General features: G+C 70.8%; 20 protein-coding genes. 5 read left to right on the top strand and 15 right to left on the bottom strand.

Annotated features, from left to right (window positions below):
- Nucleotides 1-5 precede the first annotated feature (5 nt).
- The gene (locus K7787_RS04635) at nucleotides 6-890 is read left to right on the top strand and encodes a helix-turn-helix domain-containing protein (RefSeq protein WP_164393414.1); all 885 of its coding nucleotides are present in this window, start codon (nucleotides 6-8) and stop codon (nucleotides 888-890) included.
- Entirely contained in the window at nucleotides 887-1,159 is a 273-nt protein-coding gene (locus tag K7787_RS04630; RefSeq protein ID WP_247720540.1) for a DUF397 domain-containing protein, read from the top strand. Before K7787_RS04635 ends, K7787_RS04630 begins: the two co-directional genes overlap by 4 nt.
- A gap of 5 nt (nucleotides 1,160-1,164) precedes the next feature.
- Here K7787_RS04630 and K7787_RS04625 read toward each other — a convergent pair whose 3' ends face one another.
- Together K7787_RS04625 and K7787_RS04620 are read right to left on the bottom strand one after the other, a co-directional pair.
- Entirely contained in the window at nucleotides 1,165-1,524 is a 360-nt protein-coding gene (locus tag K7787_RS04625; RefSeq protein WP_199293664.1) for a hypothetical protein, read from the bottom strand.
- Between the two features lie 148 nt (nucleotides 1,525-1,672).
- Nucleotides 1,673-1,867 carry a hypothetical protein gene (locus K7787_RS04620; RefSeq protein ID WP_009190440.1) on the bottom strand — a complete coding sequence of 65 codons (195 nt, stop codon included), beginning with the start codon at nucleotides 1,865-1,867 and terminating at the stop codon, nucleotides 1,673-1,675.
- Between the two features lie 186 nt (nucleotides 1,868-2,053).
- Between K7787_RS04620 and K7787_RS04615 the strand changes: the two genes are divergently transcribed.
- Complete coding sequence (locus tag K7787_RS04615; RefSeq protein WP_223000575.1) at nucleotides 2,054-4,189, top strand: prolyl oligopeptidase family serine peptidase; 2,136 nt, start codon at nucleotides 2,054-2,056, stop codon at nucleotides 4,187-4,189.
- Nucleotides 4,190-4,319: 130 nt separating this feature from the next.
- On the opposite strand, the gene K7787_RS04610 is transcribed toward K7787_RS04615, so the two are convergent.
- The 11 genes from K7787_RS04610 to K7787_RS04560 all read right to left on the bottom strand — a co-directional run bounded on the left by K7787_RS04610 (nucleotide 4,320) and on the right by K7787_RS04560 (nucleotide 16,503).
- Nucleotides 4,320-5,387 carry an ABC transporter ATP-binding protein gene (locus tag K7787_RS04610; protein WP_009190438.1) on the bottom strand — a complete coding sequence of 356 codons (1,068 nt, stop codon included), beginning with the start codon at nucleotides 5,385-5,387 and terminating at the stop codon, nucleotides 4,320-4,322.
- Nucleotides 5,380-6,354, bottom strand: a complete 975-nt coding sequence (locus K7787_RS04605) for an ABC transporter ATP-binding protein (RefSeq protein WP_164393408.1) — start codon at nucleotides 6,352-6,354, stop codon at nucleotides 5,380-5,382. Before K7787_RS04605 ends, K7787_RS04610 begins: the two co-directional genes overlap by 8 nt.
- Before the next feature lie 7 nt (nucleotides 6,355-6,361).
- The gene (locus K7787_RS04600; protein WP_009190436.1) at nucleotides 6,362-7,348 is read right to left on the bottom strand and encodes an ABC transporter permease; all 987 of its coding nucleotides are present in this window, start codon (nucleotides 7,346-7,348) and stop codon (nucleotides 6,362-6,364) included.
- Complete coding sequence (locus K7787_RS04595) at nucleotides 7,341-8,264, bottom strand: ABC transporter permease (protein WP_223000574.1); 924 nt, start codon at nucleotides 8,262-8,264, stop codon at nucleotides 7,341-7,343. The genes K7787_RS04600 and K7787_RS04595 overlap by 8 nt, the downstream gene beginning before the upstream one ends.
- A 6-nt stretch (nucleotides 8,265-8,270) precedes the next feature.
- Nucleotides 8,271-9,890: a peptide ABC transporter substrate-binding protein gene (locus K7787_RS04590; protein WP_223000573.1), complete on the bottom strand. Its 1,620-nt coding sequence runs from the start codon at nucleotides 9,888-9,890 to the stop codon at nucleotides 8,271-8,273.
- Between the two features lie 116 nt (nucleotides 9,891-10,006).
- Nucleotides 10,007-10,399 carry a VOC family protein gene (locus K7787_RS04585; RefSeq protein WP_223000572.1) on the bottom strand — a complete coding sequence of 131 codons (393 nt, stop codon included), beginning with the start codon at nucleotides 10,397-10,399 and terminating at the stop codon, nucleotides 10,007-10,009.
- Between the two features lie 136 nt (nucleotides 10,400-10,535).
- Nucleotides 10,536-11,696, bottom strand: coding sequence for an ABC transporter ATP-binding protein (locus tag K7787_RS04580; RefSeq protein ID WP_164393400.1), 1,161 nt, complete (start codon nucleotides 11,694-11,696; stop codon nucleotides 10,536-10,538).
- Complete coding sequence (locus K7787_RS04575) at nucleotides 11,689-12,735, bottom strand: ABC transporter ATP-binding protein (RefSeq protein WP_043261250.1); 1,047 nt, start codon at nucleotides 12,733-12,735, stop codon at nucleotides 11,689-11,691. Before K7787_RS04575 ends, K7787_RS04580 begins: the two co-directional genes overlap by 8 nt.
- A 51-nt stretch (nucleotides 12,736-12,786) precedes the next feature.
- On the bottom strand, nucleotides 12,787-13,710 hold the full coding sequence (locus K7787_RS04570; RefSeq protein ID WP_009190430.1) for an ABC transporter permease: 924 nt from the start codon (nucleotides 13,708-13,710) through the stop codon (nucleotides 12,787-12,789).
- Between the two features lie 33 nt (nucleotides 13,711-13,743).
- The gene (locus K7787_RS04565) at nucleotides 13,744-14,670 is read right to left on the bottom strand and encodes an ABC transporter permease (protein ID WP_043261249.1); all 927 of its coding nucleotides are present in this window, start codon (nucleotides 14,668-14,670) and stop codon (nucleotides 13,744-13,746) included.
- Between the two features lie 186 nt (nucleotides 14,671-14,856).
- Entirely contained in the window at nucleotides 14,857-16,503 is a 1,647-nt protein-coding gene (locus K7787_RS04560; protein WP_164393398.1) for a peptide ABC transporter substrate-binding protein, read from the bottom strand.
- An 819-nt stretch (nucleotides 16,504-17,322) separates the two neighbouring features.
- On the opposite strand from K7787_RS04560, the gene typA reads away from it, so the two are divergent.
- Nucleotides 17,323-19,230, top strand: coding sequence for a translational GTPase TypA (gene typA / locus K7787_RS04555; RefSeq protein ID WP_019980270.1), 1,908 nt, complete (start codon nucleotides 17,323-17,325; stop codon nucleotides 19,228-19,230).
- Nucleotides 19,231-19,467: 237 nt separating this feature from the next.
- Here the strand turns inward: typA and K7787_RS04550 are convergent, their stop codons facing one another.
- Nucleotides 19,468-21,714 carry an ABC transporter family substrate-binding protein gene (locus K7787_RS04550; protein ID WP_223000571.1) on the bottom strand — a complete coding sequence of 749 codons (2,247 nt, stop codon included), beginning with the start codon at nucleotides 21,712-21,714 and terminating at the stop codon, nucleotides 19,468-19,470.
- Nucleotides 21,715-21,935: 221 nt separating this feature from the next.
- Nucleotides 21,936-23,081: a glycoside hydrolase family 18 protein gene (locus K7787_RS04545; RefSeq protein ID WP_372456605.1), complete on the bottom strand. Its 1,146-nt coding sequence runs from the start codon at nucleotides 23,079-23,081 to the stop codon at nucleotides 21,936-21,938.
- Nucleotides 23,082-23,538: 457 nt separating this feature from the next.
- Between K7787_RS04545 and K7787_RS04540 the strand changes: the two genes are divergently transcribed.
- Nucleotides 23,539-25,011: a hypothetical protein gene (locus K7787_RS04540; protein WP_223000570.1), complete on the top strand. Its 1,473-nt coding sequence runs from the start codon at nucleotides 23,539-23,541 to the stop codon at nucleotides 25,009-25,011.
- The last annotated feature ends 109 nt before the right edge of the window (nucleotides 25,012-25,120 follow it).

Genomic DNA, 25,120 nt, shown 5'->3' with positions numbered 1-25,120 from the left:
GCGGCATGTCCATCGACGAGGCGGTACGACCCGAGGGCGGCGGTACGGAGGAACCCGACGAGCCGGGTTGGGAGGTGGATCCGGACGACGACTGGGCACTGGCCGTCATCGCCACGGTGGGACGGCAGTTGAGGCTGCGGCGCGAGGCGATCGGGATGCGCGTCACCGACTTCGCCAAGGCCGTGGGCTACGGCGAGGACATGGTGTACAAGGTCGAATCCGGCAAGCGGATTCCGCGCCCGGACTACCTGGACACCTCGGAGAAGATCCTCCGCGCGGACGGCCTCGTGGAGGCGATGAAGGAGGACGTGAAGAGGGTTCGGTATCCGAAGAAGGTTCGAGACCTGGCACAGATGGAAAGCCGGGCGGTGGAGCTTCAGCTCTACGATCCGCTGAACATCCACGGATTGCTGCAGACGCCGGAGTACGCCCGCGGGCTGCTGCTCATGCGGCGTCCCGCCTACTCGACGGATGAGGTGGAGCGGTTCATCGCCGCCCGCGTGGCCCGCAAGGCCATCTTCGAACGCGACCCAGCGCCTGAGATCAGCTTCGTCCTGGAAGAGTGGTCCCTGCGGCGCCCTCTGGGTGGGAAGGCAAATCTCCGCAAGCAACTGGAGCACCTGCTTGAGATCGGTGAACTGCGGAACGTCGAGCTGCAAGTGATGCCGATGGACCACGAGGAGCACGCGGGCCTGGCTGGCGGCATCGAGGTTCTGAAGTTCGAGGACGGCTCCATGGTGGGACGCTCCCAAGCCGTTGCCAACGGCCGCCCGGTCTCCGATCCCAGGTCTCTCCGTATCCTGGAACTCCGGTATGGAATCATCCGGACGCAGGCCCTCACGCCCCGCGCGTCGGCTGTGTTCATCAAGGAACTGCTGAGGGAGACATGACCCGCATCACCTCGCCCAAGGGCACCTCCGACATGATGTGGTTCAAGAGCAGCTACAGCAGCAGCAGCGAGGGCGACTCCTGCGTGGAAGTCGCTCTGGACTGGTTCAAGAGCAGCTACAGCAGTGGCCCGGAGGGCGACTCCTGCGTAGAGGTCGCCACCGAACCCAGCACCATCCACGTCCGTGACTCCAAGAACCTCCAGGGTCCCCGGCTGGCGTTCCCGCCGGCCGCCTGGAGCGGCTTCGTCACCTACGCCGCCGAGGCGTAACCCCTTCACACCGCGAGCACCCACAGGCCCGCGGTGAACACCATGAGCACCGGGCCGGCCGCCGCTCCCAGGAGGAGCAGGCGGCTGTCCCATGCCATGCGGCGGACGGGCGGGACGAAGGCGAGCGCGGTCAGCACGCCCGCAGCGATGGCCAAGGGGAGGAAGTACCACAGGAGGAAGCCGCCGACGGCCTCGCCCTCCGCCGCGCCCCACGCGGTCACGAGGACGATGTAGGCCGTCAGCCCGGCGAGCGGCAGCAGGGTGAGAGTCCACAGCACGACGGCCAGCACCACGACGGCAGGGCGCGCGGTGCGCCGTACCGGCACGTGAGGGCCGTACAGCCGCGCGTACGTCCTGGGGTCCATCGCGGGGGTTCCTTCCGTCGTCGCCTTCGGGAAGGAAAGCCTGGCCGCACGGGGGACGCCCCGGCAATACGCGCCGGTACTCACTCCGCCCGGGACGGGTACTCAGCCCGTCCCACGGCGGAAGCGCGGAGCAAGTCGGCCCGGCGGCTCAGAACTTGATGCTGCCGATCATCCCCGCGATGTTCGTCGTGAGATCGCTGATCGTGGGTGCGATCGTCGACGAGGCGAGGTAGAAGCCGAGCAGCATGCACACGATGGCGTGCCCTGCTTTCAGTCCGGACTTCTTGATCAACAAGAAGACGATGATCGCCAGCAGCACCACCGCCGAAATCGAGAGTGCCACGGCGGCTCACCTCCAAAGATCCCAGGACGCGGGGGGTGTCGGGGGTCGGACTATGGGGGCTAGGGAACTCCACACAACGGGCACGTCGTTCATACCCACTGTGCGCTATTGATCATAACTATCCGCACGCGCGCACCAGCCCGCGCACAGTCGTACAAGGGGGCGCATGGCCAATATGGTCAGGGCATGACGACAGAGCCTGTCTCCTTCCCCCGACGGCACGCCCGCACCCTGCGGTTCACCCTCGGCGCGCCGCGCGCGTTCACGGTGGCCCCCGACGCCTCCCGGGTCGTGTTCCTGCGCTCCGACTCCGGTACGGACCGGGCGAACGCGCTGCGGGTCCTCGATCTGGACGACCTCCAGGAGCGGGTCGCGGCCGACCCGCGCGCTCTGCTCGGCGGGTCCACGGAGGATCTGTCGCCCGAGGAGCGGGCCCGCCGCGAGCGCACCCGCGAGGGCGGCGCGGGCATCGTCGGATATGCCACTGACACAGCCGTCGAGTTGGCGTCTTTCGCCTTGTCAGGGCGGCTTTTCACGGCGGAGTTGCGGGCCGCGACCACGCGTGAACTGTCCGTCACCGGACCGGTGATCGACCCGCGTCCGTCGCCGGACGGGCGGCACGTCGCGTACGTCGCCGGCGGGGCGCTGCGCGTGGTGGGCGCCGAGGGGGACGGCGACCGGGCGCTGGCGGAACCGGAGTCGGAGTCGGTCGCCTACGGGCTCGCGGAGTTCATCGCGGCCGAGGAGATGGACCGCGCCCGGGGCTTCTGGTGGGCGCCGGAGTCGGACCGGCTGCTGGTGGCGCGGGTGGACGACACGCCGGTGCAGCAGTGGTGGATCTCAAATCCCGCGCGGCCCGAGCAGGCGCCCGGCCAGGTGCGTTACCCGGCGGCGGGCACCGCGAACGCGGACGTGCGGCTGTTCGTGATCGGCCTGGACGGGGCCCGCACGGAGGTGGTCTGGGACCGCGCCCGCTACCCGTATCTCGCGCGAGTGCACTGGTCAGCGGCGGGTGCGCCGCTGCTGCTCGTGCAGGCGCGCGACCAGCGCAGCCAGCTCTATCTGGCCGTGGACCCGGACTCCGGGCAGACCCGGATGGTGCACGCCGACGAGGACGCAACTTGGCTTGATCTTTTCCCCGGTTCGCCGTGCTGGAGTCCGTCCGGGCACCTGGTCCGGATCGCCGACGAGGGGGGCGCGCGGGTCCTCGCGGTGGGCGAACGGCCGCTCACCGGGGCGCAGTTGCACGTCCGGGCGGTTCTCGACGTCACCGCCGACGACGTGCTGGTCTCCGCCTCGGCCGGGGCGGAGGCGACCGCTCCGGAGACCGGCGAGGTGCACGTCTACCGGGTCAACGAGCTGGGCTGGGAGCGCGTGAGTCAGGAGCCCGGCGTGCACTCGGCCGTGCGCGCGGGGGGCGTGACCGTCCTGGCCACCGCCACGCTGGACCGGCCGGGCGCCCGGGTCCGGGTGCTGCGGGACGGAAAGCATGTGGCGACCATCGCCTCGCACGCGGCGGACCCCGGATTCTCCCCGCGCGTGACCCTCACCGAGGGGGGCGCACGCAAAATTCCGTGCGCCGTGCTTATGCCTACGGACTACCCGCGTGACAAGGACAACGGGGCCGAACGGCCCTTGCCCGTCCTGCTCGACCCCTACGGCGGCCCGCACGCCGCCCGCGTGGTCGCCGCGCACAACGCGCACCTCACCTCCCAGTGGTTCGCCGACCAGGGCTTCGCGGTGGTCGTCGCCGACGGGCGCGGCACCCCGGGCCGCTCCCCCGCCTGGGAGAAGGCGATCCACCGCGACTTCACGGTCACCCTGGACGACCAGATCGACGCCCTGCACGACCTCGCCGAGCGCTACCCGCTGGACCTGACCCGGGTCGCGATCCGCGGCTGGTCCTACGGCGGTTACCTCTCCGCGCTGGCCGTGCTGCGCCGCCCCGACGTCTTCCACGCGGGCATCGCGGGCGCCCCGGTCACCGACTGGCGGCTGTACGACACCCACTACACCGAGCGGTACCTCGGCGACCCGGCCGCCGACCCGGCGGCGTACGCGAAGAGTTCGCTGGTCACCGACGACGGGCTGGCCGAGGCCGCCGAGCCGCACCGGCCGCTGATGATCGTGCACGGCCTCGCCGACGACAACGTGGTCGTCGCCCACGCGCTCCGGCTGTCCTCCGCGCTGCTCGCCGCCGGCCGGCCGCACGAGGTGCTGCCGCTGTCCGGGGTCACCCATATGACCCCGCAGGAACAGGTCGCGGAGAACCTGCTGCTGCTCCAGGTCGACTTCCTGAAGCGGTCGCTGGGCCTCGGCTGAGCCCCCGCGCACACGGCACCGGGCCGGGGGCGCAAGCGCCCCCGGCCCGTCCACGGCACCCGCACGGCCGTACGTCGTTCAGCCTGACGCGTCCGTATATCGGTACCGCTTCACCGACGTTGCCCCCGCGTTAACGCACGACCTGCCGCTCCGCGGCGAACAGGCACGCCGAGTCGTGGGCCGCGGGCCCCTGTTGATGCCGGAACTCGGCGGGCACCGCCAGCTCGGGCACCTCCAGGGCGCACCGCTCGCGCGCCTTGAAGCAGCGGGTGCGGAAGCGGCAGCCGGAGGGGACGGCGGCCGGGGACGGCACGTCCCCGGAGAGGATGATCCGGTCGCGGTGCGCGCGGGCCTCCGGGTCGGGCACCGGCACGGCGGACAGCAGCGCCTGGGTGTACGGGTGCGTCGGATGCTCGTAGATCTCGGTGTCCGTGCCGGTCTCCACGATCCGGCCGAGGTACATCACCCCCACCCGGTCGGAGATGTGCCGCACGATCGACAGGTCGTGCGCGATGAAGACGTACGACAGGTCGAACTCGTCCTGCAGCCGCTCCATCAGGTTGATCACCTGCGCCTGCACCGACACGTCCAGCGCCGAGACCGGCTCGTCGGCGACGATCACCTCCGGGCGCAGCGCGAGACCCCGGGCGATGCCGATGCGCTGGCGCTGGCCGCCGGAGAACTGGTGCGGGTAACGGTTGACGTAGTCGGGGTCGAGGCCGACCACGTCCAGCAGCTCCCGCACCCGGCGCCGCCGGTCGCCCTTGGGGGCCGCCTCGGGATGGATCTCGTACGGCTCCCCGACGATGTCGCCCACGGTCATACGGGGGTTGAGGGAGGTGTACGGGTCCTGGAACACCATCTGGACGTTGCGGCGCACGGCCTTCAGGGCGCGCCCGGACAGCCGGGTGACGTCCTCGCCGCGGTAGCGGATCGTGCCCGCCGTCGGCCGCTCCAGATGGCACAGCAGTTTGGCGACCGTCGACTTGCCGCAGCCGGACTCGCCGACGATGCCGAGGGTCTCGCCCCGGCCGAGGACGAAGTCCACCCCGTCGACCGCCCGGACCGCGCCGACCTGCTTCTTGAACAGCACGCCCTGGGTGAGCGGATAGTGCTTGACGAGCCCGCTGACCTCCAGCACGGGTTCGGCGGGCGCGGTCGTCGACGCCCTCCCTCCGGGCGCGGCCGGCTCAGCCATCGAGGCACTCCCTCCAGAAGTGGCAGGCGCTGCCCCGGTCTTCGGACACCTCGTACAGCGGCGGCACGTCGGTGCGGCACACGTCCCGGGCCATCGGGCAGCGCGGATGGAAGGCGCAGCCGGGCGGGACCGCCCGCAGGCTGGGCGGCAGTCCCTTGATCGCGTACAGCTCGCGGCCCTTGCGGTCCAGGCGCGGGACGGAGTCCAGCAGGCCCCTGGTGTACGGGTGCGCCGGGCGCTTGTAGATGTCGTGGACGGGCGCCGTCTCCACGATCCGGCCCGCGTACATGACCGCGATCTTGTCGGCCACGTCGGCGACGACGCCGAGGTCGTGGGTGATGAGGACGAGCCCCATGTCGTACTCGCGCCGCAGCTCCGCGAGCAGGTCCATCACCTGGGCCTGGACGGTCACGTCGAGGGCCGTGGTCGGCTCGTCGGCGATGATCAGGTCCGGCTCCAGGGCCAGCGCCATCGCGATCATGATGCGCTGGCGCATACCGCCCGAGAACTGGTGCGGATAGTCGCCGACGCGCTGCGCGGCGGCCGGGATGCGCACCCGGTCCATCAGCCGCACCGCCTCGGCCCGCGCCGCCCTGCGGGACATCCCCCGGTGCACGCGGAACATCTCGCCGAGCTGGTCGCCCACGGTGAGCACGGGGTTGAGGGCCGACAGCGCGTCCTGGAAGATCATCGCCATGCCGGCGCCCCGCACCCGCCGCCGTTCCTCCTCCTTCAGCGTCAGCAGGTCACGGTCCTGGAAGCGGATCTCGCCGCCGGTGATCCGGCCGGGCGGCATGTCGAGGATGCCCATGACCGCCTGCGCGGTGACGGACTTGCCGGAGCCCGACTCGCCGAGCACCGCGAGCGTCTCGCCCGCGTCCACCGCGTAGGTGACCCCGTTGACGGCGTGGGCGGCGCCGTCGCGGGTGCGGAACTCCACGTGCAGATCGCGGACTTCGAGGAGCACGGCGGCCTCACCTCAGCTTCGGGTCGAGGGCGTCGCGCACCGCGTCGCCGAGCATGATGAACGCCAGCACGGTCACCGCGAGCGCGCCGGCGGGCCACAGCAGGGCGTGCGGGGCGTTGCGGACGTAGGGCGAGGCGGCGGAGATCTCGATGCCCCAGGACACGCTGGGCGGCTTCAGTCCGACGCCGAGGTAGGACAGGGTCGCCTCCAGGGAGATGTACGTGCCGAGCGCGATGGTGGCGACGACGATCACGGGGGCGACGGCGTTGGGCGCGATGTGGCGCAGCAGGATCCGGGCGTCGGAGGCGCCGAGGGCGCGGGCGGCCTGGACGTAGTCGTGCTGCTTGGCGGTGATGACCGAGCCGCGGGCGATGCGGTAGATCTGCGGCCAGCCCAGCAGCACGATGAACCCGACCACCGGCCAGACGGTGTTGCTGGTGACCACCGACAGCAGGACCAGGCCGCCGAGGACGACCGGGATGGCGAAGAAGACGTCGGTGATCCGGGACAGCACCGCGTCCCAGCCGCCGCCGAAGAACCCGGCGAGCGCGCCGAGCACGGAGCCGAGGACCGCGACGCCGAGGGTGGCGCAGACGCCGACCGTGACGGAGGCGCGGGCCCCGTGGACGGTGCGGGTGTACACGTCGCAGCCCTGCCCGTCGAAGCCGAACGGGTGGCCGGGGCTCGGCCCGTCCTGCGCCCTGGCCAGGTCGCAGCTCAGCGGGTTGCCGGGGGCGATCAGGGAGGGCCAGATCGCGATGAGGACCAGGAAGCAGATCACCAGCGCGGAGACGAGGAAGACGGGGTTGCGGCGCAGGTCGCGCCAGGCGTCGGACCACAGCGAGCGGGGCCGGTCCTGCGGCCTCGCGCCGTCGGGCCGCTCCGGGTCCGGCTCCAGGGTGGCGGCCTCGCTGGCGGCCAGGTCCATTCCGCCGCCCATGCCGGTGCCCGCGACGGCGCGTTCGGGCTCGTAGGGCTGCTGCTGGTCAGGCATAGCGGATCCTCGGGTCGAGTACGGCGTAGAGGAGGTCCACGAGCAGGTTGGCGACCAGGAAGACCAGCACGAGGACGGTGACGAAGCCGACGACGGTCTGGGTGTTCTGACGCAGGATGCCCTGGTAGAGCTGGTAGCCGACGCCGTGGATGTTGAAGATGCGCTCGGTGACGATGGCGCCGCCCATCAGCGCCCCGATGTCGGTGCCGATGAAGGTGACCACGGGGATCAGCGAGTTGCGCAGCAGGTGCCGGACGACGACGCGGCGGCGGGGCAGACCCTTGGCGACGGCGGTGCGGACGTAGTCGGCGCGGCGGTTCTCCGCGATGGAGGTGCGGGTGAGCCGGGTGACGTAGGCGAGGGAGACGGAGGCGAGGACGAGGCCGGGCAGGATCAGCTCGTCCAGCGGAGCCTGCGGGGAGACCGAGGGCCGGACCCAGCCCCACTTCACGCCGAGCAGCAGTTGCAGCAGCAGGCCGGTGACGAAGGTGGGCACGGAGATGACGACGAGGGTGCCGAGCAGGACGGCCGTGTCGACGGGACGGCCGCGGCGCAGTCCGGTGACGACGCCGAGGGCGATGCCGATGACGATCTCGAAGACGATCGCGACGAGGGTGAGCCGGATGGTGACGGGGAAGGCGGTGGCCATCAGCTCGGTGACGGGCTGGCCGTTGAAGGCGGTGCCGAAGTCGCCGGTGAAGACGTTGGCCATGTAGGTCGCGTACTGCTGCCACACCGGCTTGTCGAGGCCGAACTCCCGCTCCAGCTGGGCGGCGGTGGCGGAGTCGCAGGCGCGTTCGCCGCACAGTCCCGCGACGGGGTCGCCCATGACGTTGACCATCAGGAAGATCAGCAGGGTGGCCCCGACGAACACCGGGATCATCTGGAGGAGCCGTCGGACGAGATAGCGTGCCATGGCGGCTCAGCCCACCTCGATCTCGTTGTAGACGGGGACGCTGAACGGGTTGAGCGCCACGTTGCGCAGCCGCTCGGAGTAGCCGGCGCTGCCGTTCTGGTACCAGAGCGGGATGGCGGCCATGTTGTCCCGGACGACCTTCTCGGCCTGCTGGAACAGCCCGATCGCGGCCTTCTGGCCGGTCTCCGCGTTGGCCCGGTCCACCAGCGCGTCGAACTGCTTGTTCGACCACTTGCCGTCGTTGGAGGAGGCGTCGGTGTAGTACAGCGGCTGGAGGAAGTTCTGGATGAGCGGGTAGTCCATCTGCCAGCCGGCCCGGAACGGTCCGGGCATCTTGTGCTGGGAGATCTGGTTGCGGAAGTCGGCGAAGGTGCCGACCGGATTGCCCACGCACGCCCGGTCGTCGCCCAGCGCGTTGTTGATGGAGTTGCACACGGCGTCCACCCACTCCTTGTGCGACCCGGTGTCCGCGTTGTACGTGATCCGCACCTGGCCGCCGGGCAGTCCGCCGCCCTCCTGGACCAGCTTCTTCGCCTCGGCGGGCCGGTACTCGCAGGCGGCGCCGCACAGCCCGGCCTGGTAGCCGCCGTCCTCGCCGAGCACCGGCGAGGTCCAGTCGGTGGCGGGGGTGCGGGTGTTACGGAACAGGGTCTTGGTGATCTGTGCGCGGTTGATCGCCATGGACAGCCCGGTGCGGACCTTGCGCGCGCCCTCGGTGTTCCACGCCTTGTCGTAGAAGGGGAAGGCGAGGGTCTGGAGGATGCCGGCCGGGGTGTTGATGTAGCGGCCGTCGAGATCGGAGGAGACGTTCTTGAGCTGGCCGGCGGGGATGTCGTCGGCGAGGTCCAGGTTGCCGGCCAGGACGTCGGTGTAGGCGGTGTTGCTGTCGGTGTAGACCATGAGGGTCACGCCGTCGTTGCGCGCCTTGTCGGGGCCGGGGTAGCCGGCCCACTTCTTCAGGTACATCTGCGCGCCCTTGGTGTACGACTCCACCGTGTAGGGGCCGTTGCCGATCGGCTTGTCCAGCCAGGCCTTGTGGTGGGTGAAGAACGCCCGGGGCAGCGGGGCGAAGGCGGCGTAGCCGAGGGTGTCGGGGAAGGTGGAGAACTTCTGGCCGAGGGTGACGGTGAAGGTGCGCGGGCCGGTGACCTTCAGGCCGGAGAGGGTGTCGGCGGTCTGCTTCCCGCTGTCGGGGTGGACCTTGTCGTAGCCCTCGATGTAGCCGAAGAAGTAGGCGTTCTTCTGGTTGTTCCTCAGGCTCGCGCCGTAGTTCCAGGCGTCGACGAAGGAGCGGGCGGTGACGGGTTCGCCGTTGCTGAAGGTCCAGCCGTCCTTGACGGTGACGTGGTAGGTGCGCGAGTCGGTGGTGTCGATGCGCTCGGCGAGCATGTTCTCGGCGCGGCCGGTGCGGGGGTTGTACCGCTTGAGGCCGCGGAAGATCATGTCGAGGACCTTGCCGCCCTGCACCTCGTTGGTGTTGGACGGCTCCAGCGGGTTCTGCGGGTCGCCCCAGGAGGAGGAGAGGACGCTGCCCCCGGCGGCTCCCGCGCCGCTCGTGCAGGCGGCGAGCGGCAGGACGGCGACCGCCACGGCCAGGGCCCACTGCACGCGCGTACGGCCACGCATGGGCGCCTCCTGGGGTGCGGTGACAGACCTGTCCTCATATCAACAGACAAGCCGCATATCGCACGTGTGCCGCACCGCGGCACGCCCTCGCTTGAGCCGTACGGCGCAGCGCCGGATCAGGCGCCCTGTTCGGCGGCCACCAGCTCCACCTCGTACCCGTCGGTGTCGGTGAGGTAGCCCGCGTAGTGCCGCGGGCCGCCCGCGTGCGGGTAGCGGTCGGCGAACAGGGGCGACCAGCCGTGCGCGGGCGCGTCCCGCATCAGCGCGTCCACGTCCGCGCGGCCGCCCGCGTGGAAGGCGAGGTGGTTCAGGCCCGGCCGCGTCCGGTCGTGGCCGCCCCCGCTCATCGCGGGCGACTGTTCGAGGACCAGATAGGTGACGCCGTGCCGCCAGCTGCGGCCGTGCTCCCATTCCTGGTACGGCACATGGCCGAGCCGGCCGAGCAGCCAGCCCCAGGAGCGGACCGCCCGGGACAGGTCGGGGACCCAGAGTTCGACGTGGTGCAGCATCCGCCCGTCCTTCGTGTGTGCCGTGGGTGCGCGCGTGCCGTGCGCGTGTGCGTGCCGTGGGTGTGCGCGGCCGGAAAAACGCCGGTTCCCGGCGCCTTCGGGAAGACGCCGGGAACCGGAAGGGGAACCGCTGGGACTACGCCGCGCCGACGACGTCCTTCTCCTCGGCGAAGTGGCAGGCCGACTCGTGGGCCGCCGGCGTGTCCACGCCCTTGAAGCGCTCGGGCACCGCCAGCAGCGGGACCTCCTTGGCGCACTTGTCCTCGGCCTTCCAGCAACGGGTGCGGAAGCGGCAGCCCGAGGGCGGGTTGGCCGGGGAGGGCACGTCGCCGGTGAGGATGATCCGCTCGCGGTGGTCGCGGGCGTCCGGGTCCGGCACCGGGACCGCCGACAGCAGCGCCTGGGTGTAGGGGTGCGTCGGGTGGTCGTAGATCTGCTGGTCGGTGCCGATCTCGGCCATCTTGCCCAGGTACATCACGCCGACCCGGTCGGAGATGTGCCGGACGATCGACAGGTCGTGCGCGATGAAGATGTACGACAGGTTGAACTCGTCCTGCAGCCGCTCCATCAGGTTGATGACCTGCGCCTGCACCGACACGTCCAGCGCCGAGACGGGCTCGTCGCAGATGATGATCTCGGGGTTGAGCGCGAGGCCGCGGGCGATGCCGATGCGCTGGCGCTGACCGCCGGAGAACTGGTGCGGGTAGCGGTTGATGTACTCCGGGTTCAGACCGACGACGTCCAGCAGCTCCTGCACCCGGCGCCGACGGTCGCCCTTCGGGGCCACCTCGGGGTGGATGTCGAAGGGCTCGCCGATGATGTCGCCCACCGTCATGCGCGGGTTGAGCGAGGTGTACGGGTCCTGGAACACCATCTGGATGTTGCGGCGCACGGCCTTCAGGGCCCGCCCGGACAGCTTGGTGATGTCCTGGCCCTTGTAGAAGATCTCGCCGGCGGTCGCCTGCTCCAGGTTCATCAGGAGCTTGGCCACCGTGGACTTGCCGCAGCCGGACTCGCCCACGATGCCCAAGGTCTCGCCCTGGTACAGGTCGAAGGAGATGCCGTCGACGGCCTTGACCGCGCCGATCTGCTTCTTGAACAGGATGCCCTGGGTCAGCGGGAAGTGCTTGACCAGGTTGCGCACCTGAAGGACCGGCTCGCCGCGCTGCGCCGGGGCGTCCAGCACCTCGACGGCCTCCTCCTCGGAGGCCACCTTCACGGTTTCCACCTTGGAGACGTTCGGCGTGGCGTCGTCCTTGGGCTCGTCGTCCTTCGCGAGCTTCGTCGGCTCAGCCATGGATCGTCTCCTTCCAGAAGTGGCATGCGGAGTGACGGCCGGGCAGCTCCGTGCCGTCCAGCTCGGTCACCGGCACCAGCGGCGGTACGTCGGTGCGGCAGACGTCCTGCGCCATGGTGCAGCGCGGGTTGAACGCGCAGCCCGGCGGGATCGCCTGGAGGTTGGGCGGCAGACCCTTGATCGCGTACAGCTCCTGGCCCTTGTGGTCCAGGCGCGGGATCGACTCCAGCAGACCCTTGGTGTAGGGGTGCGCGGGCCGCTTGTACAGCTCGTGCACGGGAGCCGTCTCGACGATCCGGCCGGCGTACATGACCGCGATCTTGTCGGCCACGTCGGCGACGACGCCGAGGTCGTGGGTGATCAGGATCAGGCCCATGTTGTACTCGCGCTGCAGCTCCGCGAGCAGGTCCATCACCTGGGCCTGGACAGTCACGTCGAGGGCCGTGGTCGGCTCGTCGGCGATGATCAGGTCCGGCTCCAGGGCCAGCGCCATCGCGATCATGATGCGCTGGCGCATACCGCCCGAGAACTGGTGCGGGTAGTCGCCCACGCGCTGGGCCGCGGCCGGGATGCGCACCCGGTCCATCAGCTCGATCGCCTTGGCCTTGGCGTCCTTGCGGGACATGCCCTGGTGGGCGCGGAACATCTCGCCGAGCTGGAAGCCCACCGAGAGCACCGGGTTGAGCGAGGACAGCGCGTCCTGGAAGATCATCGCCATCTTGGCGCCGCGCAGCTTGCGCCGCTCGTTCTCCGGCAGGCGCAGGATGTCCTGGCCCTGGAAGAAGATCTCGCCCTTGGCGATCCGTCCGGGCGGGCTGTCGAGGATGCCCATGATCGCCTGCGCGGTGACGGACTTGCCGGAGCCCGACTCACCGAGCACCGCGAGCGTCTCGCCCGCGTTGACGCTGTAGTTGACGCCGTTGACCGCCTTGGTCACGGAGTCGCGGACCGCGAACTCCACGTGCAGGTCGCGGACTTCGAGGAGCGGCGCGGCCCCGTCCGCCCCGGCGTTGGTGGGAGCCATCTCCAGGCTGGTCATGCCGTCACCTTCATCGTGCTTGGTCACTGGGGTTCGACTCATGGCGGCGCCTCACCGCATCTTCGGGTCGAGCGCGTCGCGCAGACCGTTGCCCAGCAGGATGAAGCCGAGTGCGGTGATGACGATCGCGAGGCTCGGGTAGGTCCACATGAAGTCCTTGACGCCCATGAAGTTGCGGCCCGCGGAGATCATGTTGCCCCACTCGGCGACCTCCGGGTCGACGCCGACGCCCAGGTAGGACAGCGACGCCTCGGCCACGATCGCGATGCCGACGTTGCTGGTGGCGTACACCAGCACCGAGGTCAGCGAGTTGGGCAGGATGTGCTTGCGGATGATCCGGCCCTGGCCGGCGCCGAGCGCCTTGGCGGCGTGGACGTAGTCCATCTCACGCACCGACAGGACCTGGCTGCGCAGCAGCCGGGCGAAGGTCGCCCACGAGAAGATGGCCAGCGAGAGCACGACGGGCAGCACACCGCGGCCCATCAGCAGGATGATGACGATGGCGCCGATCAGCAGCGGGAAGGCGAAGAAGACGTCCGCGACGCGCATGATCACGGTGTCCACCCAGCGGCCGTAGTAGCCGGCCAGGGCGCCCAGCGCCACGCCGATGACGACGGCGACCAGGATGGAGGCCAGACCCACGATCACCGCGATGCGGCTGCCGTAGATGAGGCGGGACAGCTGGTCGCGGCCGAGGGCGTCGGTGCCCAGCCAGTGCGCGCTGCCCGGCGACTGCAGGGTCTGCGTGAGGTCCTGCTTGAGCGGGTCGTGCGGGGCCAGCAGCGGCGCGAAGAGGGCCACCAGGACGAGCAGGAAGATGATCACCAAGCCCACCACGGCGAGCTTGTTGGCGAAGAAGCGGTGCCGGATGTCGGTCCACTGGCTGACCCTGGCGACGCTGGGTTCGGCGCCCGGGGCCGCCGGGACGGGACCGGCCGCCGTCGGCTCGCCCGTGCCCGAGACGAGTTCGGTCATTGTGTGACTCCTAGAGGGGAACGACCCTGCGGGTCAGGCAAGGCGGATACGCGGGTCAAGGGCGGCGTACAGCAGGTCGACGACCAGGTTCAGCACGACGAAGACCGCCACGCTGATCGTGACCACACCCACGATGATGGGGTTGTTGTTCTGCTGGATCGCCTGGATGAGCGCGAGACCGATGCCGTTCCAGTTGAAGATCGTCTCTGTGATGATCGCGCCGCCGAGCAGGGTTCCGAAGGAGATGCCCAGGTAGGTGACCACCGGGATGACCGAGTTGCGCATGATGTGCCGGGTCAGGACGGTACGGCGCGGGAGGCCCTTGGCGACCGCCGTCTTGACGTAGTCGGCGCGCAGCACCTCCAGCATGGTGCTGCGGGCGAGCTGGGCGACCAGGGCCGCGTCGATGATGGCGAGGGTGAAGGCCGGCAGGATGATGCCCTCGAAGCTGTCGCCCGCGATGAGCGGGAACCAGTCCAGCTCGATGACGAACACACGCTGCATGATCATGCCGAGCACGATCGAGGGCACGCCGATGGCCAGGGTCGTGATGAAGGTCGCCGACACGTCCCAGATCGAGTATCTGCGCATGGCGGCGAGGACACCGACCGAGATGCCGATGACGATGTCGATGACGATCGCCGCGACCGCCAGCTTGGCGGTGTTCTCCAGCTTCGGGCCGAGGATCTCGGTGACCGGACGGCTCTGCGTGTAGTCCGTTCCGAGATCGCCGGTGACGAGCTTGCCGACGTAGGTGCCGTACTGGACGACCAGCGGCTTGTCGAGCCCGTACTGCTTGTGCAGCTGTTCGATGACGGCCGGGTCGCGCGCCTTGTCACTGCCCGCGATCTGGCCCACCGGGTCGCCCGGGAGCACGAACAGGCAGGCGAACAGAACCATCGTCGCGCCGAGCACGACGATGACCAACTGGCCCAGCCTGCGGACCACATACCTTCCCATGACTGCCTCTCTGCCTCGCTGCCTCTTCCACAGCAGCTCCCTCGCCCCGGAATGTGGGGGTGGGGTGGGGGGCGGGAGCGGTGGATCACACCGCTCCCGACGGTCGTCGAGGGTCGCGGCGTCCGAGCGTCTGCTCGGACCCCGCGACCCCCGGTTGCCGGATGCCGCGCGGGGCGCGGCGACCCGTTACTTCATGGTGATCTCGGACAGGTTCGGGTCCTCGTGGAAGTCCATCTTCAGACCGTCGAACTTCTTGGTGTTGGCGAGACGCAGCTGGGTGCGGTTCCACAGCGGGATCAGCGCCACGTCGTCCATGGCGACCTTCTCGGCCTGCTTGTAGATCGCGTTGCGGCCGGCCTGGTCCTCGGTGGCGCGGGCCTGGGCGAGCAGGTCGTCGAACTTCTTGTTGCTGTAGCGGCCGCGGTTGTCGCCGGTGACCTTGCCGTTCTCGTCCTTGTTGATGGACGCGGTGTCCAGCAGCGGGTACAGGAAGTTGTCCGGCGTCGGGTAGTCGGCGCCCCAGGCGAAGCGGTACATGCCCGTCGCGCCCGGCTTCTGCTGGTCGGCGAGCAGCTCGGCGAACGGCTTGCCGGTCGACTTCACCTTGACGCCGAGGACCTGCTCGAGCTGCTGCTTGACGGCCTGGATCCACTCCTCGTGGCCGGCGCCGGTGTTGTAGGCGACCTCGATGGTGGTGCCCGGCTTCAGGCCGGCCTCGGCGGCGAGCTGCTTGGCCTTGGCCTTGTCCTGCTTGATGCAGGAGGTGCACAGGTCCTTCTGGTACACGTCGGTGAAGACGGGCGGAAGGATCGTCGTCGACTTGGTGTACATGCCCTGGAAGACGCCCTTGATGATGGCGTCGCGGTCGATCGCGTAGGAGACCGCCTCACGGGCCTTGGCGCTCTTGAGCGGACCGTTGTCGGTGATCGGGAGGAGGTAGTTCATCCCGTTCGTGTCGGTCTGGATCCACTCGCCCTGGGGCTCGTACTTGGCCTTGGCGGCCGGCAGCTGCGGGGTGGGCATACGGGCCCAGTCGTACTGGCCCGACTCGAAGCCCTGGTACTCCAGCGTGACGCCGTTGGCGGAGTTCAGGATGTCGATCTGCACCTTGTCCAGGTGGGCCTTGGTCAGGCCGTAGTCGTCGTTGCGGACGAGCGTGATCGACTTGTTGTGCTCCCACTTGCCCTGCATCTTGAACGGGCCGTTGCCGATAGGGGCTTCGTTGTACGCCTTGTTCTTGGCGTCGCCCGCGACCTTCGGGACGGGGCTGAAGACCGTGTGCGTGGTCTTGATGTAGAACTCGAAGTCCGGGGCGGACAGCTTCACCTGAAGGGTGTACGGGTCCGGGGCGGTCAGACCGGTCATGGTCTTCGCCTTGCCGGACTGCACGTCGGCGAAGCCCTCGATGCCGGCCATGTGGTACGCCACGTCGGACGCGGCGGTCTTCACCGCGACGCGGTTCCAGCCGCGGATGAAGGACTCGGCGTCAACGGCCTCGCCGTTGGAGAACTTGGTGCCCTTCTTGATGGTGAAGGTCCAGGTCTTGCCGTCCTTGCTGACCTTCTTCGACGTGGCCAGCGCCGGGTTGACCTTGCCGTCGGCGGTCGGCTCGTACAGACCCGTGAAAAGGTTGTCCGTGACCAGGATGCCCTCGGACTCCTGGGCGTTGTACGGGTCGATGGCCACCGGCTCCGTGATGCCCATCCGGAAGGTGCCACCGGCCTTGCCGGATCCCTTGCTGCCGCCATCGTCGTCGCCGCCTCCGCAGGCGGTCGCCGCCAGGGCTATGACGATCGCACCCGCGACCCACTTGGCGCTGCTGGCACCACGCATGGGTTCCTCCTCTGAGTCCTTATGTTCACCACAAGAGGGAACACGCGACATCCCACGGACATGAAGAACGGGGAAGGTCAAGTGCACCCGCAACGCTCGTGAGCCGGCGCCTCCTGCGGCGCGTGACTCGTCGACCCGAGCTCTACGCGCCTAACTATCTGCCATCGCCTCACTGACAGACCACAGTCATTTGGTCTCGTTTCGATCACACCTGACGTCTACTTCTTCCAAAATCCGGACAAACGGTTTCGCGAAAGATGCCTGCGAAACGGACTTGTTACACAAGTATCGGAGTCCGGTGTCCGAATAGCGGACACGCTGAAGGGATATCAGTTGCGCTCGGCGACGGAGAGTGCTTCCTCGACGGCGTGAGCCAGGCAAACCGGGGCAGAGTGAGCCCGTAGGTCGCCCATATCCGGCCAACCGTACCGCCGTGAAGTGGCGTCTGCGGCCATACATGGGGCTCACACCCGTTCCCTAGGGAAAACCCTCTATGCCCCTGTCTCCGCCCCGTCCGTGATCGTCGCGGATGCGATCACTCACCGCGCCTGGGACGCGATCACGCCATCAGCGGGGGAAGTGGCCGGGACATGGGAGAAGAGGCGGCCGAGTCGCACGGCCCCCCTATAAAGCCGCGCGGCCCTCCCTATAAAGGGGGACGCCGCGAGACCTCGGTGATCTTGCCGACAGGCGCGCGCAGGCGGCACCTCGGGGGCACCCCGTACCATGGGGTGAGGCCGTGGCGTGTTCAGCCCGGCAGGGCGCGTGTACCGAGGACGTACGCGCAGCCGTCCGCACACTCCGGGAGTACGCCTCACTATGGCCACGCGCCACGACATTCGAAACGTAGCCATCGTCGCCCACGTCGACCACGGCAAGACGACCATCGTCGACGGGATGCTCAAGCAGGCCGGCGCCTTCGCCGCGCACCAGCTCGACTCGGTCGACGATCGCATGATGGACTCGAACGACCTGGAGCGTGAGAAGGGCATCACGATCCTCGCCAAGAACACGGCGGTGAAGTACCACCCCAAGGACGGCGGGGACCCGATCACGATCAACATCATCGACACCCCCGGCCACGCCGACTTCGGCGGCGAGGTCGAGCGCGGTCTGTCGATGGTCGACGGTGTCGTGCTGCTCGTCGACGCCTCCGAGGGCCCGCTGCCGCAGACCCGCTTCGTGCTGCGCAAGGCCCTCCAGGCCCGCCTCCCCGTCATCCTCTGCATCAACAAGACGGACCGTCCCGACGCCCGCATCGACGAGGTCGTCAACGAGACGTACGACCTCTTCCTCGACCTGGACGCGGACGAGGAGCAGATCGAGTTCCCGATCGTCTACGCCTGCGGCCGGGACGGCGTGGCCTCCCTCACCAAGCCGGAGAACGGCACGGTGCCGGCCGACTCCGACAGCCTGGAGCCGTTCTTCTCCACCATCCTGGAGCACATCCCGGCCCCCACCTACGACGAGGAACTGCCGCTCCAGGCCCACGTCACCAACCTCGACGCGGACAACTTCCTCGGCCGTATCGCGCTGCTGCGCGTGGAGCAGGGCGAGCTGCGCAAGGGCCAGACGGTCGCGTGGATCAAGCGCGACGGCTCGATCAGCAACGTGCGCATCTCCGAGCTGATGATGACCGAGGCGCTGACCCGCAAGCCCGCCGAGAAGGCCGGTCCGGGTGACATCTGCGCGGTCGCCGGCATCCCGGACATCATGATCGGCGAGACCCTCGCCGACCCGGAGAACCCGGTCCCGCTGCCGCTGATCACGGTCGACGAGCCCGCGATCTCCATGGTCATCGGCACCAACACCTCCCCGCTGGTCGGCCGCGGCGGCACCGGCAAGGGCGCGGACGCCAAGGCGGCCGTCAAGGACCGCAAGGTCACCGCCCGCCAGGTCAAGGACCGTCTCGACCGCGAGCTGATCGGCAACGTCTCGCTGCGCGTCCTCGACACCGAGCGCCCCGACGCCTGGGAGGTGCAGGGCCGCGGTGAGCTGGCGCTGGCCATCCTGGTCGAGCAGATGCGCCGCGAGGGCTACGAGCTGACCGTCGGCAAGCCGCAGGTGGTCACCAAGGAGATCGACGGCAAGGTCCACGAGCCCGTCGAGCGCATGACGATCGACGTCCCCGAGGAGCACATGGGCGCGGTCACGCAGCTCATGGGCGTCCGCAAGGGCCGGATGGACAACATGTCCAACCACGGCTCGGGCTGGGTCCGCATGGAGTTCGTGGTGCCCTCGCGCGGTCTGATCGGCTTCCGCACCGAGTTCCTGACCCAGACCCGCGGCACCGGCATCGGCCACTCCATCCACGAGGGCCACGAGCCCTGGTTCGGCACCCTGCAGACCCGTAACAACGGCTCCCTGGTCGCCGACCGCGCCGGCACGGTCACCGCGTTCGCGATGACCAACCTCCAGGAGCGCGGCGTCCTCTTCGTGGAGCCGGGCACCGAGGTGTACGAGGGCATGATCGTCGGCGAGAACAGCCGCTCCGACGACATGGACGTCAACATCACCAAGGAGAAGAAGCTCACCAACATGCGGTCCTCGACCGCCGACGTGGCCGAGTCGATCGTCCCGCCGCGCAAGCTCTCCCTGGAGCAGTCCCTGGAGTTCTGCCGCGACGACGAGTGCGTCGAGGTCACCCCGGAGGCCGTGCGCATCCGCAAGGTGAACCTGGACGCCCGCGAGCGCGCCCGCGCGGCGAGCCGCGCGAAGCACGGCTGAGGCCGGGGCACGGCTGAGGCCGGGGCACGGCTGAGGTGCCGGCCGTGCGCTGACGCGCGGCTGAGGTACTGACGGGAACGCCGCCCGTGGAGACGTCCGAGTCTCCGCGGGCGGCGTTTTCCGTGTCCGGTATCCGGTATCCGGCGCCGGTCGCCCCCCTGGTCGCCGGGGCGGGGCGGCTGCTTCGGCGGCGGATGCCGGAGGGCGGCTGCTTCGGCGGCGGGTGCCGGAGGGCGGCTACTTCGGCGCCGGCTTCGCGCCCTTCTTCAGGAAGCCCATGTCCTCGTAGACCGGGGTCTGGAAGCCGAAGGCGCCCACGTTGGCCAGGTCGGTGCGGGTGGCGACGAGCTGGGGGCGCTGGTAGAGCGGGATGGAACCGGCCGCGGCCCAGATACGGGAGTCCGCCTTGCGGATCAGGTCCCGCTCCTGGTCCTCGTCCAGGGTGGCGATGGCCTGGTCGAAGAGCTGGTCGACCTGGTCGGTGCCGACCCGGGTGTAGTTCTGCTGGACGTTGAGGGAGCCGTCGGCGGCCGGGGCGGGCTTGGCGTAGACGGGGCGGGCGTCGGTGGCCGGGTAGGCGGAGGCCGGCCACGAGTACAGGGCGAGGTCGAACTGCCCCGAGGCGATGTGGTCGCGGAAGTAGCTGTCCTCGGAGACCTTGGTGATCTCCGTGCCGATGCCGACCTTCTTCAGCATCGCCGTGATCTTGTCCGCCACCTTGCGCAGCGTGTCCGAGCCGGGGCCCGAGGGCAGGACGAAGCGGAGCGTGAGCGGCTTGCCGTCCTTGGCCAGCGGTCCGGCCATGGTGCCGGCCGGCGCGGCGGTGCCCTTGGGGGCGTAGGCGCCGGGCGCGCCGCCCTGGGTGAGGCGGTCCCTGGCGTACTGCTTGCCGTCCTGGGCGAGCTGCTGGGCGCCGCTGCCGTCCCCGGCGTGCTGTCCGGCGTGGTCCTCGGCGCTCTCCTGGCCGCCGGGCTTCCCGCGGTCGCTCTCGGCGCGGCCCTTGCCGTCGCCGTTGTGCTCCACGTCGTCGTCGACGCCGACGATGTACGTGCCGTCCCCGGCGGCGGCGTCCGGGCCGTCCTCGCCCTTGTCGCGTTCGGCGCCGGCCGCCTTGTCGCCCTTCTTCTGGTCCTTGACCGCGCCGTGCACCCAGCCGGCGTCCGTGAGCAGGGCCTGCGCCTGGGCCGCGTCCTGGCCGCCGAGCGCGTCGCTGTTGTCGGCGTAGGCGTCCTGGCCGGACAGCGCGAGGTGGCTGCCGACGGGAACCGCGGGCAGGCCGAGCGGCTTGAGGACCAGGTCGGCGATCTGCTGGCGGTCCAGGGCGTGGGCCACCGCGTGCCGGACGCGTTCGTCGGCGAGCGGGCCGCCCGCGCCGTTGAGGGCGAGCTGGGTGTAGGCGGGCTCCAGCGACTTGCGCACCTGGAACCGGCGCAGCCCGTCCTGCTGCTTCAGATAGGCGCCGAGCGTGCCCCGGCCCTCCGCCACGGCGCGGCGCTCGCGGTCGGCGGCCTTCTCGTCGGAGCCGTGGAGCAGGGCCCAGGAGCGCAGGGCCTTGGCGGCGGTGCGGCCGCCGGCCGGTCCCTTGAAGGGCGAGCTGCCCTGGCTGCCGGCGGCCTGGGCGATGCGGTCGGCGTCGCCGGGGTCGATGTCGGCCACGTCCACCGTGCCGTCGGCGAGGGCGGCGGCGCGCTTGTCGCGGGGCACCTCGTGCAGCACGATCTCGGAGAGCTTGGCGGGGTGGCCCCACCAGCGGGGGTTGCGGGCGAGGACGACGTCCTTGTCCTTGGTGTCGATCTTCTGCACGGTGAACGGACCGGCGCTGACCTTGAGCTTTCGGCGGGCGCCGTCGTTGAAGGAGTTCGCGGTGCCGGTGACGTCCTTCGGGTACAGCGGGGAGAACAGCGACTTCCAGTCGGCGTAGGGGCGCGCGAAGGTGACGCGCACCTCCAGGTCGTTGGCGCCGCGCTCGACCTTCTCGATGCGGTCGTAGCCGGCGTTGCGCGCGGTCCAGTACGCGGAGTCCTTGCCGGACAGGGCGCGCCACTGGGCGGCGAAGTCGGCCGCGCCGATCTCGCGGCCGTCGCTCCAGACGGCCTGCTGGTTGAGCCGGTAGACGACGACCTGCTTGGGCTCGGTCTCCACCACGCGGGCGGAGTCGAGGAAGTCGGCGTCGCGCTGCGGGCGGCCGCTCGCGTCGATGCGGAACATGGCCGGCAGGACGGCCTGCGCGATCCGGGTGGTGCCGGCGTCGGCGTCCGCCTGGAAGGTGTTCAGCGTCTGCGGCATCTCGTCCACCGCCCACCGCAGGGTGCCGCCGTCGGCGATGTCCTGCCGCTTGGCCGACCCGATGTCCTGCCCGGCGAGCGGCTTGCTGCCCTCGTCGTCGGAGGAGCATCCGGCCAGCAGGGGCACGGCGAGGGCGCCCGCGGTCAGGAAGGCGACCGAGCGCATGACCGCCCGTGGTCCGACACCGTCGTACGACATCCCTGCTACCTCCGAGGCCCGCTCCCCCGCCGGTGGACTTGGGTGGGGTTCGTTCACGTTTGGCGGTATTTGGTGTTGATCAGATCTACGCAGATCTACGGCCCACTGAAGAGGAAAGGGTTCGCCAGACGGGGGCGACACGGCGAGGGGGGCACGGAAGGTCACCCGGGTGGAGCAGCGGGGGGAGCAGTGGGGGGTGCTGCGGGTGGTGCAGCGGGACCCTACCGATGCACCCAGTCCTCGCGGTACGCGGTCCAGTCGGCCTCCGTGGCCGCGAAGTCGACGTACAGCGCGACGCCGAACCGGGCGCGGTCGGCGTCGGTGCGGGACAGGCCGAGGCGGACGCCCCGGACGGCGGCCGGCACGGTCTCGGCGTGCGCCTGATGGCCGAACTTGTTCTCGTGGTAGAAGGGCAGGCCCATCAGCAGCTGGGTGCCGGGCGGGGTGACCTCCAGGGCGAGCGAGGTCTGCTGGGCGACGTAACCGCCGTACAGGCTCTGCAGCGGCTGCATGGTGTCGTACGACATCACGGCGATCTGGTCGACGCGGCGGGCGACCTCGCCGAAGTACGCCTGCGACCACCACTTGGGGTGGTTGGTGAGGGTGCCCCACACGGAGTGGAACGCCGGGAGCGGGTCGATCTGGTGGGAGGCGACGGACAGGAGGGCGCCGTGCGCACGGGTGACGGCGCGCAGGTCGTCGAGGAGGCCGAGATAGTTCCGGTCGCCGGAGTGCAACGGCTCCAGGTCGAAGTGGGCGCCCTCGTAGCCGGCGGCCAGGACCTCGCGGGCGGAGGCCACCACGGCGGCCCGGGTGCGCGCCCGCTCCAGGCGCAGCCCGTCCGGTGACTCGCTGGCCAGCACATCGCCGAGCCAGGCCTGCACGCGGACGCCGGGCAGCGCCCGGTGCACGGCGGCTATGAACCAACCGGCCTTCGGATACACGGACTCGGGCAGCGTGCCGTCGTGCTCCAGGGGTCCGGTGTGCACGTAGAGGTCGCGGATGCCGGTGCCGCGCAGCCGCTCGGCCAGGGCGGTCACGTCGGCGTCGGTCTTGCGCCCGTCCACCCAGGCGTGCCCGAGCCAGATCGCGTCCTGGCCGCGGGTGTAGGTCCCGTCGGCGGGGTCCCCGGAGTAGTTCACACGAAGCGCGGCCTCGGCGCCGAGCAACGGCACGAGCAACAGCAACACCAGCACGACGACCCCCCGCCGCACCCAGCGCCGACGGCGCCGGGACCGCTGCCCCGCCCCCGCCGCCCGGGGATCCGGCGCCTCCGGGTCCGCCGCACCCTGGGCGGAGCCCTGCGGGTCCGGCGCCTCCGGACCCGCCGCATCTGGGGCCGGTCCCTGCGGGTCCGACGCCTCCAGGGCTGGCTCCTGCGGGCCCGTCGCCTGCCGGTCCTGCTCCTGCGGGTCCGGCTCCTGCGGGACGGGCTTCTCCGGGGTGTCGCCCGGCTTCGGGCCGGGGCCGGGGCCAGGAACCGCACCCGGGTCCGGGGCGGAGGACGGGTCCCCGCCCGGCTTCGGGCGCGGGCCGAAGGATGAGGCCGCGGTCAGGTCTCGGGGGGACGTCGTGTCCGGGGTTCGGCGCGGTGGGGTCGGGTCTCCGTGTGGTGTGGGTGGCATTCCGTCTCCCCTTCGCGTCGTCCTGGCCCCGCCCGCCCCACCACTGACGCAGCACCGGTCGCGGGGCCGCCCGGGCGGTCATACGCTCCCGAATGTGACGTCATCCCCGCCCCCGGCGCCCCGGCAGCGGCGCGCCGCACCGCACTGGACCGTGCGGGCGACGTGCGCCTTGTTGCTCGTGGGGCCGACGCTTCCGGTGATGACGATCAACAGCGGCACCGCGGTTGCAGCCGCCGCGCTCCCCCGGGCCGGCCCGCCGCACGGCGTCACCGCACCGCCGCAGGACGAGACGTCGGGCACCGACCTCGTCCTGCCGCTCGTCGCGGTCGGCGCGGCCGGCGTCCTCGCCGGGTACGGCTACCTGCGCCGCACCCGCCGCGCGCGCACCCGCACCACCCCGGCCGGCGGCCCGGCCCCGCCGCCGCCCGGACACCCGCCGGAGGCCGCCCTGGACGAACGGGCCCGGGACGCGCTCGTCGGGACGGACGACTGCCTGCGCACCTCCCGCGAGGAACTCGCCTGCGCCGAGGCGCAGTTCGGCGCCGAGCCCGTGGCGCCGTACGAGCGGGCCGTACGGCGGGCCGAGACGGAACTGGCCGCCGCCTTCGCGCTGCGCCTGCGCTACGACCACGGTCTGCCGGGCGACCCGGCGGCCCGGCGGCAGGCGCTGACCGGCATGGCCGGGCGGTGCGAGGAGGCGGGCCGGCTGCTGGACGCCGCGGCCGACGGGTTCGACCGGCTGCGCGCCCTGGACCGGGACCCGAGCGCGGCCCTGCACCTCGCGGAGGCCCGGTTCCGCGAGCTGGCCGCGCGCACCCCGGCGACCGAGACGCGCCTGACCGCGCTCACCGAGCGCTACGCCCCCTCCGCGACCGAGCACGTCACGGGCGACGTGGAACAGGCCAAGGACCGGCTGGTGTTCGCCACGGCCCGCCTCAACCAGGCCCGCCAGGCGATCGACTCGGGCGGCGCACCCGCGGCCGTGGCCCATCTCCGCGCCGCCGAGGGCGCGGTGGCCCAGGCGGCGGTGTTCCTCGACGGCGTCGACCGGCTCGCCGCCGAGCTGGACGAGGCCGCCGCGCTCGTCCCCGCCGCGCTCACCGGCGCGGAGGCGGAACGGGCCGGGGCGGCCGACCGGCTGCCGGACGTGCCGGCCGGCGAGGCGCACTCCCGTCTCCTGCACGCCGACGCCGTACTGGCCTCGGTGCGCGGGGAGTTGACCGCCGGACGGCCGTACGATCCGCTGGACCTGCTGCGCCGGGTCGTCCGGGCGGCGGCCCCGCTCGCGATGGGCCGCACCGGCGTCCTGTCCGCCGCCGCCCTGCTCACGGCGCGCAGCGCCACCGCGGCGGCGGCCGGCTACGTCACCACGCACCGGGGCGCGGTGGGCGCCGCGGCCCGCACCCTGCTCGCCGAGGCGGAACGCCTCCTCGCCGCCCCGGCCCCCGCCGACCATCTGCACGCCGACGCGCTGGCCCGCGAGGCCCGTGAGCTGGCCGAACACGACGTACGCGCCCGCGGGAACCCGTACGCCGACCTGGACGCCCGGGCGAGCGGCACCGCCGGGGCGGTCCTCGGCGGCATCCTGCTCCCCGTCGCCCTGCCCACCGGCGTCCCGCCCGCCTTCGGCGGCCCGGCGACGCGGGAGCGCCGCGCCGTACCGACCGCCTGAACCGACCCAGTGAACCGACCGCCTGAACCGACCCAGTGAACCGACCACACCTGGACCGACCACCTGGACCGACCGAGTGAACCGACCGCTCAGCCCCCGCCGAAGGCGC

The organism is Streptomyces sennicomposti (genome assembly GCF_019890635.1).
Lineage (GTDB): Bacteria > Actinomycetota > Actinomycetes > Streptomycetales > Streptomycetaceae > Streptomyces > Streptomyces sennicomposti.
The sequence above is the reverse complement of the archived record's forward strand: the minus strand, read 5'-3'. Positions and strand labels throughout refer to the sequence as shown.

What these genes read in the sequence shown, in the direction of transcription:
- K7787_RS04635 (WP_164393414.1), top strand. Translation starts at nt 6, where the DNA reads ATGTCCATCGACGAGGCGGTACGACCCGAGGGCGGCGGTACGGAGGAA.
- K7787_RS04630 (WP_247720540.1), top strand. Translation starts at nt 887, where the DNA reads ATGACCCGCATCACCTCGCCCAAGGGCACCTCCGACATGATGTGGTTC.
- K7787_RS04625 (WP_199293664.1), bottom strand. Translation starts at nt 1,524, where the DNA reads ATGGACCCCAGGACGTACGCGCGGCTGTACGGCCCTCACGTGCCGGTA.
- K7787_RS04615 (WP_223000575.1), top strand. Translation starts at nt 2,054, where the DNA reads ATGACGACAGAGCCTGTCTCCTTCCCCCGACGGCACGCCCGCACCCTG.
- K7787_RS04610 (WP_009190438.1), bottom strand. Translation starts at nt 5,387, where the DNA reads ATGGCTGAGCCGGCCGCGCCCGGAGGGAGGGCGTCGACGACCGCGCCC.
- K7787_RS04600 (WP_009190436.1), bottom strand. Translation starts at nt 7,348, where the DNA reads ATGCCTGACCAGCAGCAGCCCTACGAGCCCGAACGCGCCGTCGCGGGC.
- K7787_RS04595 (WP_223000574.1), bottom strand. Translation starts at nt 8,264, where the DNA reads ATGGCACGCTATCTCGTCCGACGGCTCCTCCAGATGATCCCGGTGTTC.
- K7787_RS04590 (WP_223000573.1), bottom strand. Translation starts at nt 9,890, where the DNA reads ATGCGTGGCCGTACGCGCGTGCAGTGGGCCCTGGCCGTGGCGGTCGCC.
- K7787_RS04585 (WP_223000572.1), bottom strand. Translation starts at nt 10,399, where the DNA reads ATGCTGCACCACGTCGAACTCTGGGTCCCCGACCTGTCCCGGGCGGTC.
- K7787_RS04580 (WP_164393400.1), bottom strand. Translation starts at nt 11,696, where the DNA reads ATGGCTGAGCCGACGAAGCTCGCGAAGGACGACGAGCCCAAGGACGAC.
- K7787_RS04575 (WP_043261250.1), bottom strand. Translation starts at nt 12,735, where the DNA reads ATGACCAGCCTGGAGATGGCTCCCACCAACGCCGGGGCGGACGGGGCC.
- K7787_RS04570 (WP_009190430.1), bottom strand. Translation starts at nt 13,710, where the DNA reads ATGACCGAACTCGTCTCGGGCACGGGCGAGCCGACGGCGGCCGGTCCC.
- K7787_RS04565 (WP_043261249.1), bottom strand. Translation starts at nt 14,670, where the DNA reads ATGGGAAGGTATGTGGTCCGCAGGCTGGGCCAGTTGGTCATCGTCGTG.
- K7787_RS04560 (WP_164393398.1), bottom strand. Translation starts at nt 16,503, where the DNA reads ATGCGTGGTGCCAGCAGCGCCAAGTGGGTCGCGGGTGCGATCGTCATA.
- typA (WP_019980270.1), top strand. Translation starts at nt 17,323, where the DNA reads ATGGCCACGCGCCACGACATTCGAAACGTAGCCATCGTCGCCCACGTC.
- K7787_RS04550 (WP_223000571.1), bottom strand. Translation starts at nt 21,714, where the DNA reads ATGTCGTACGACGGTGTCGGACCACGGGCGGTCATGCGCTCGGTCGCC.
- K7787_RS04540 (WP_223000570.1), top strand. Translation starts at nt 23,539, where the DNA reads ATGACGATCAACAGCGGCACCGCGGTTGCAGCCGCCGCGCTCCCCCGG.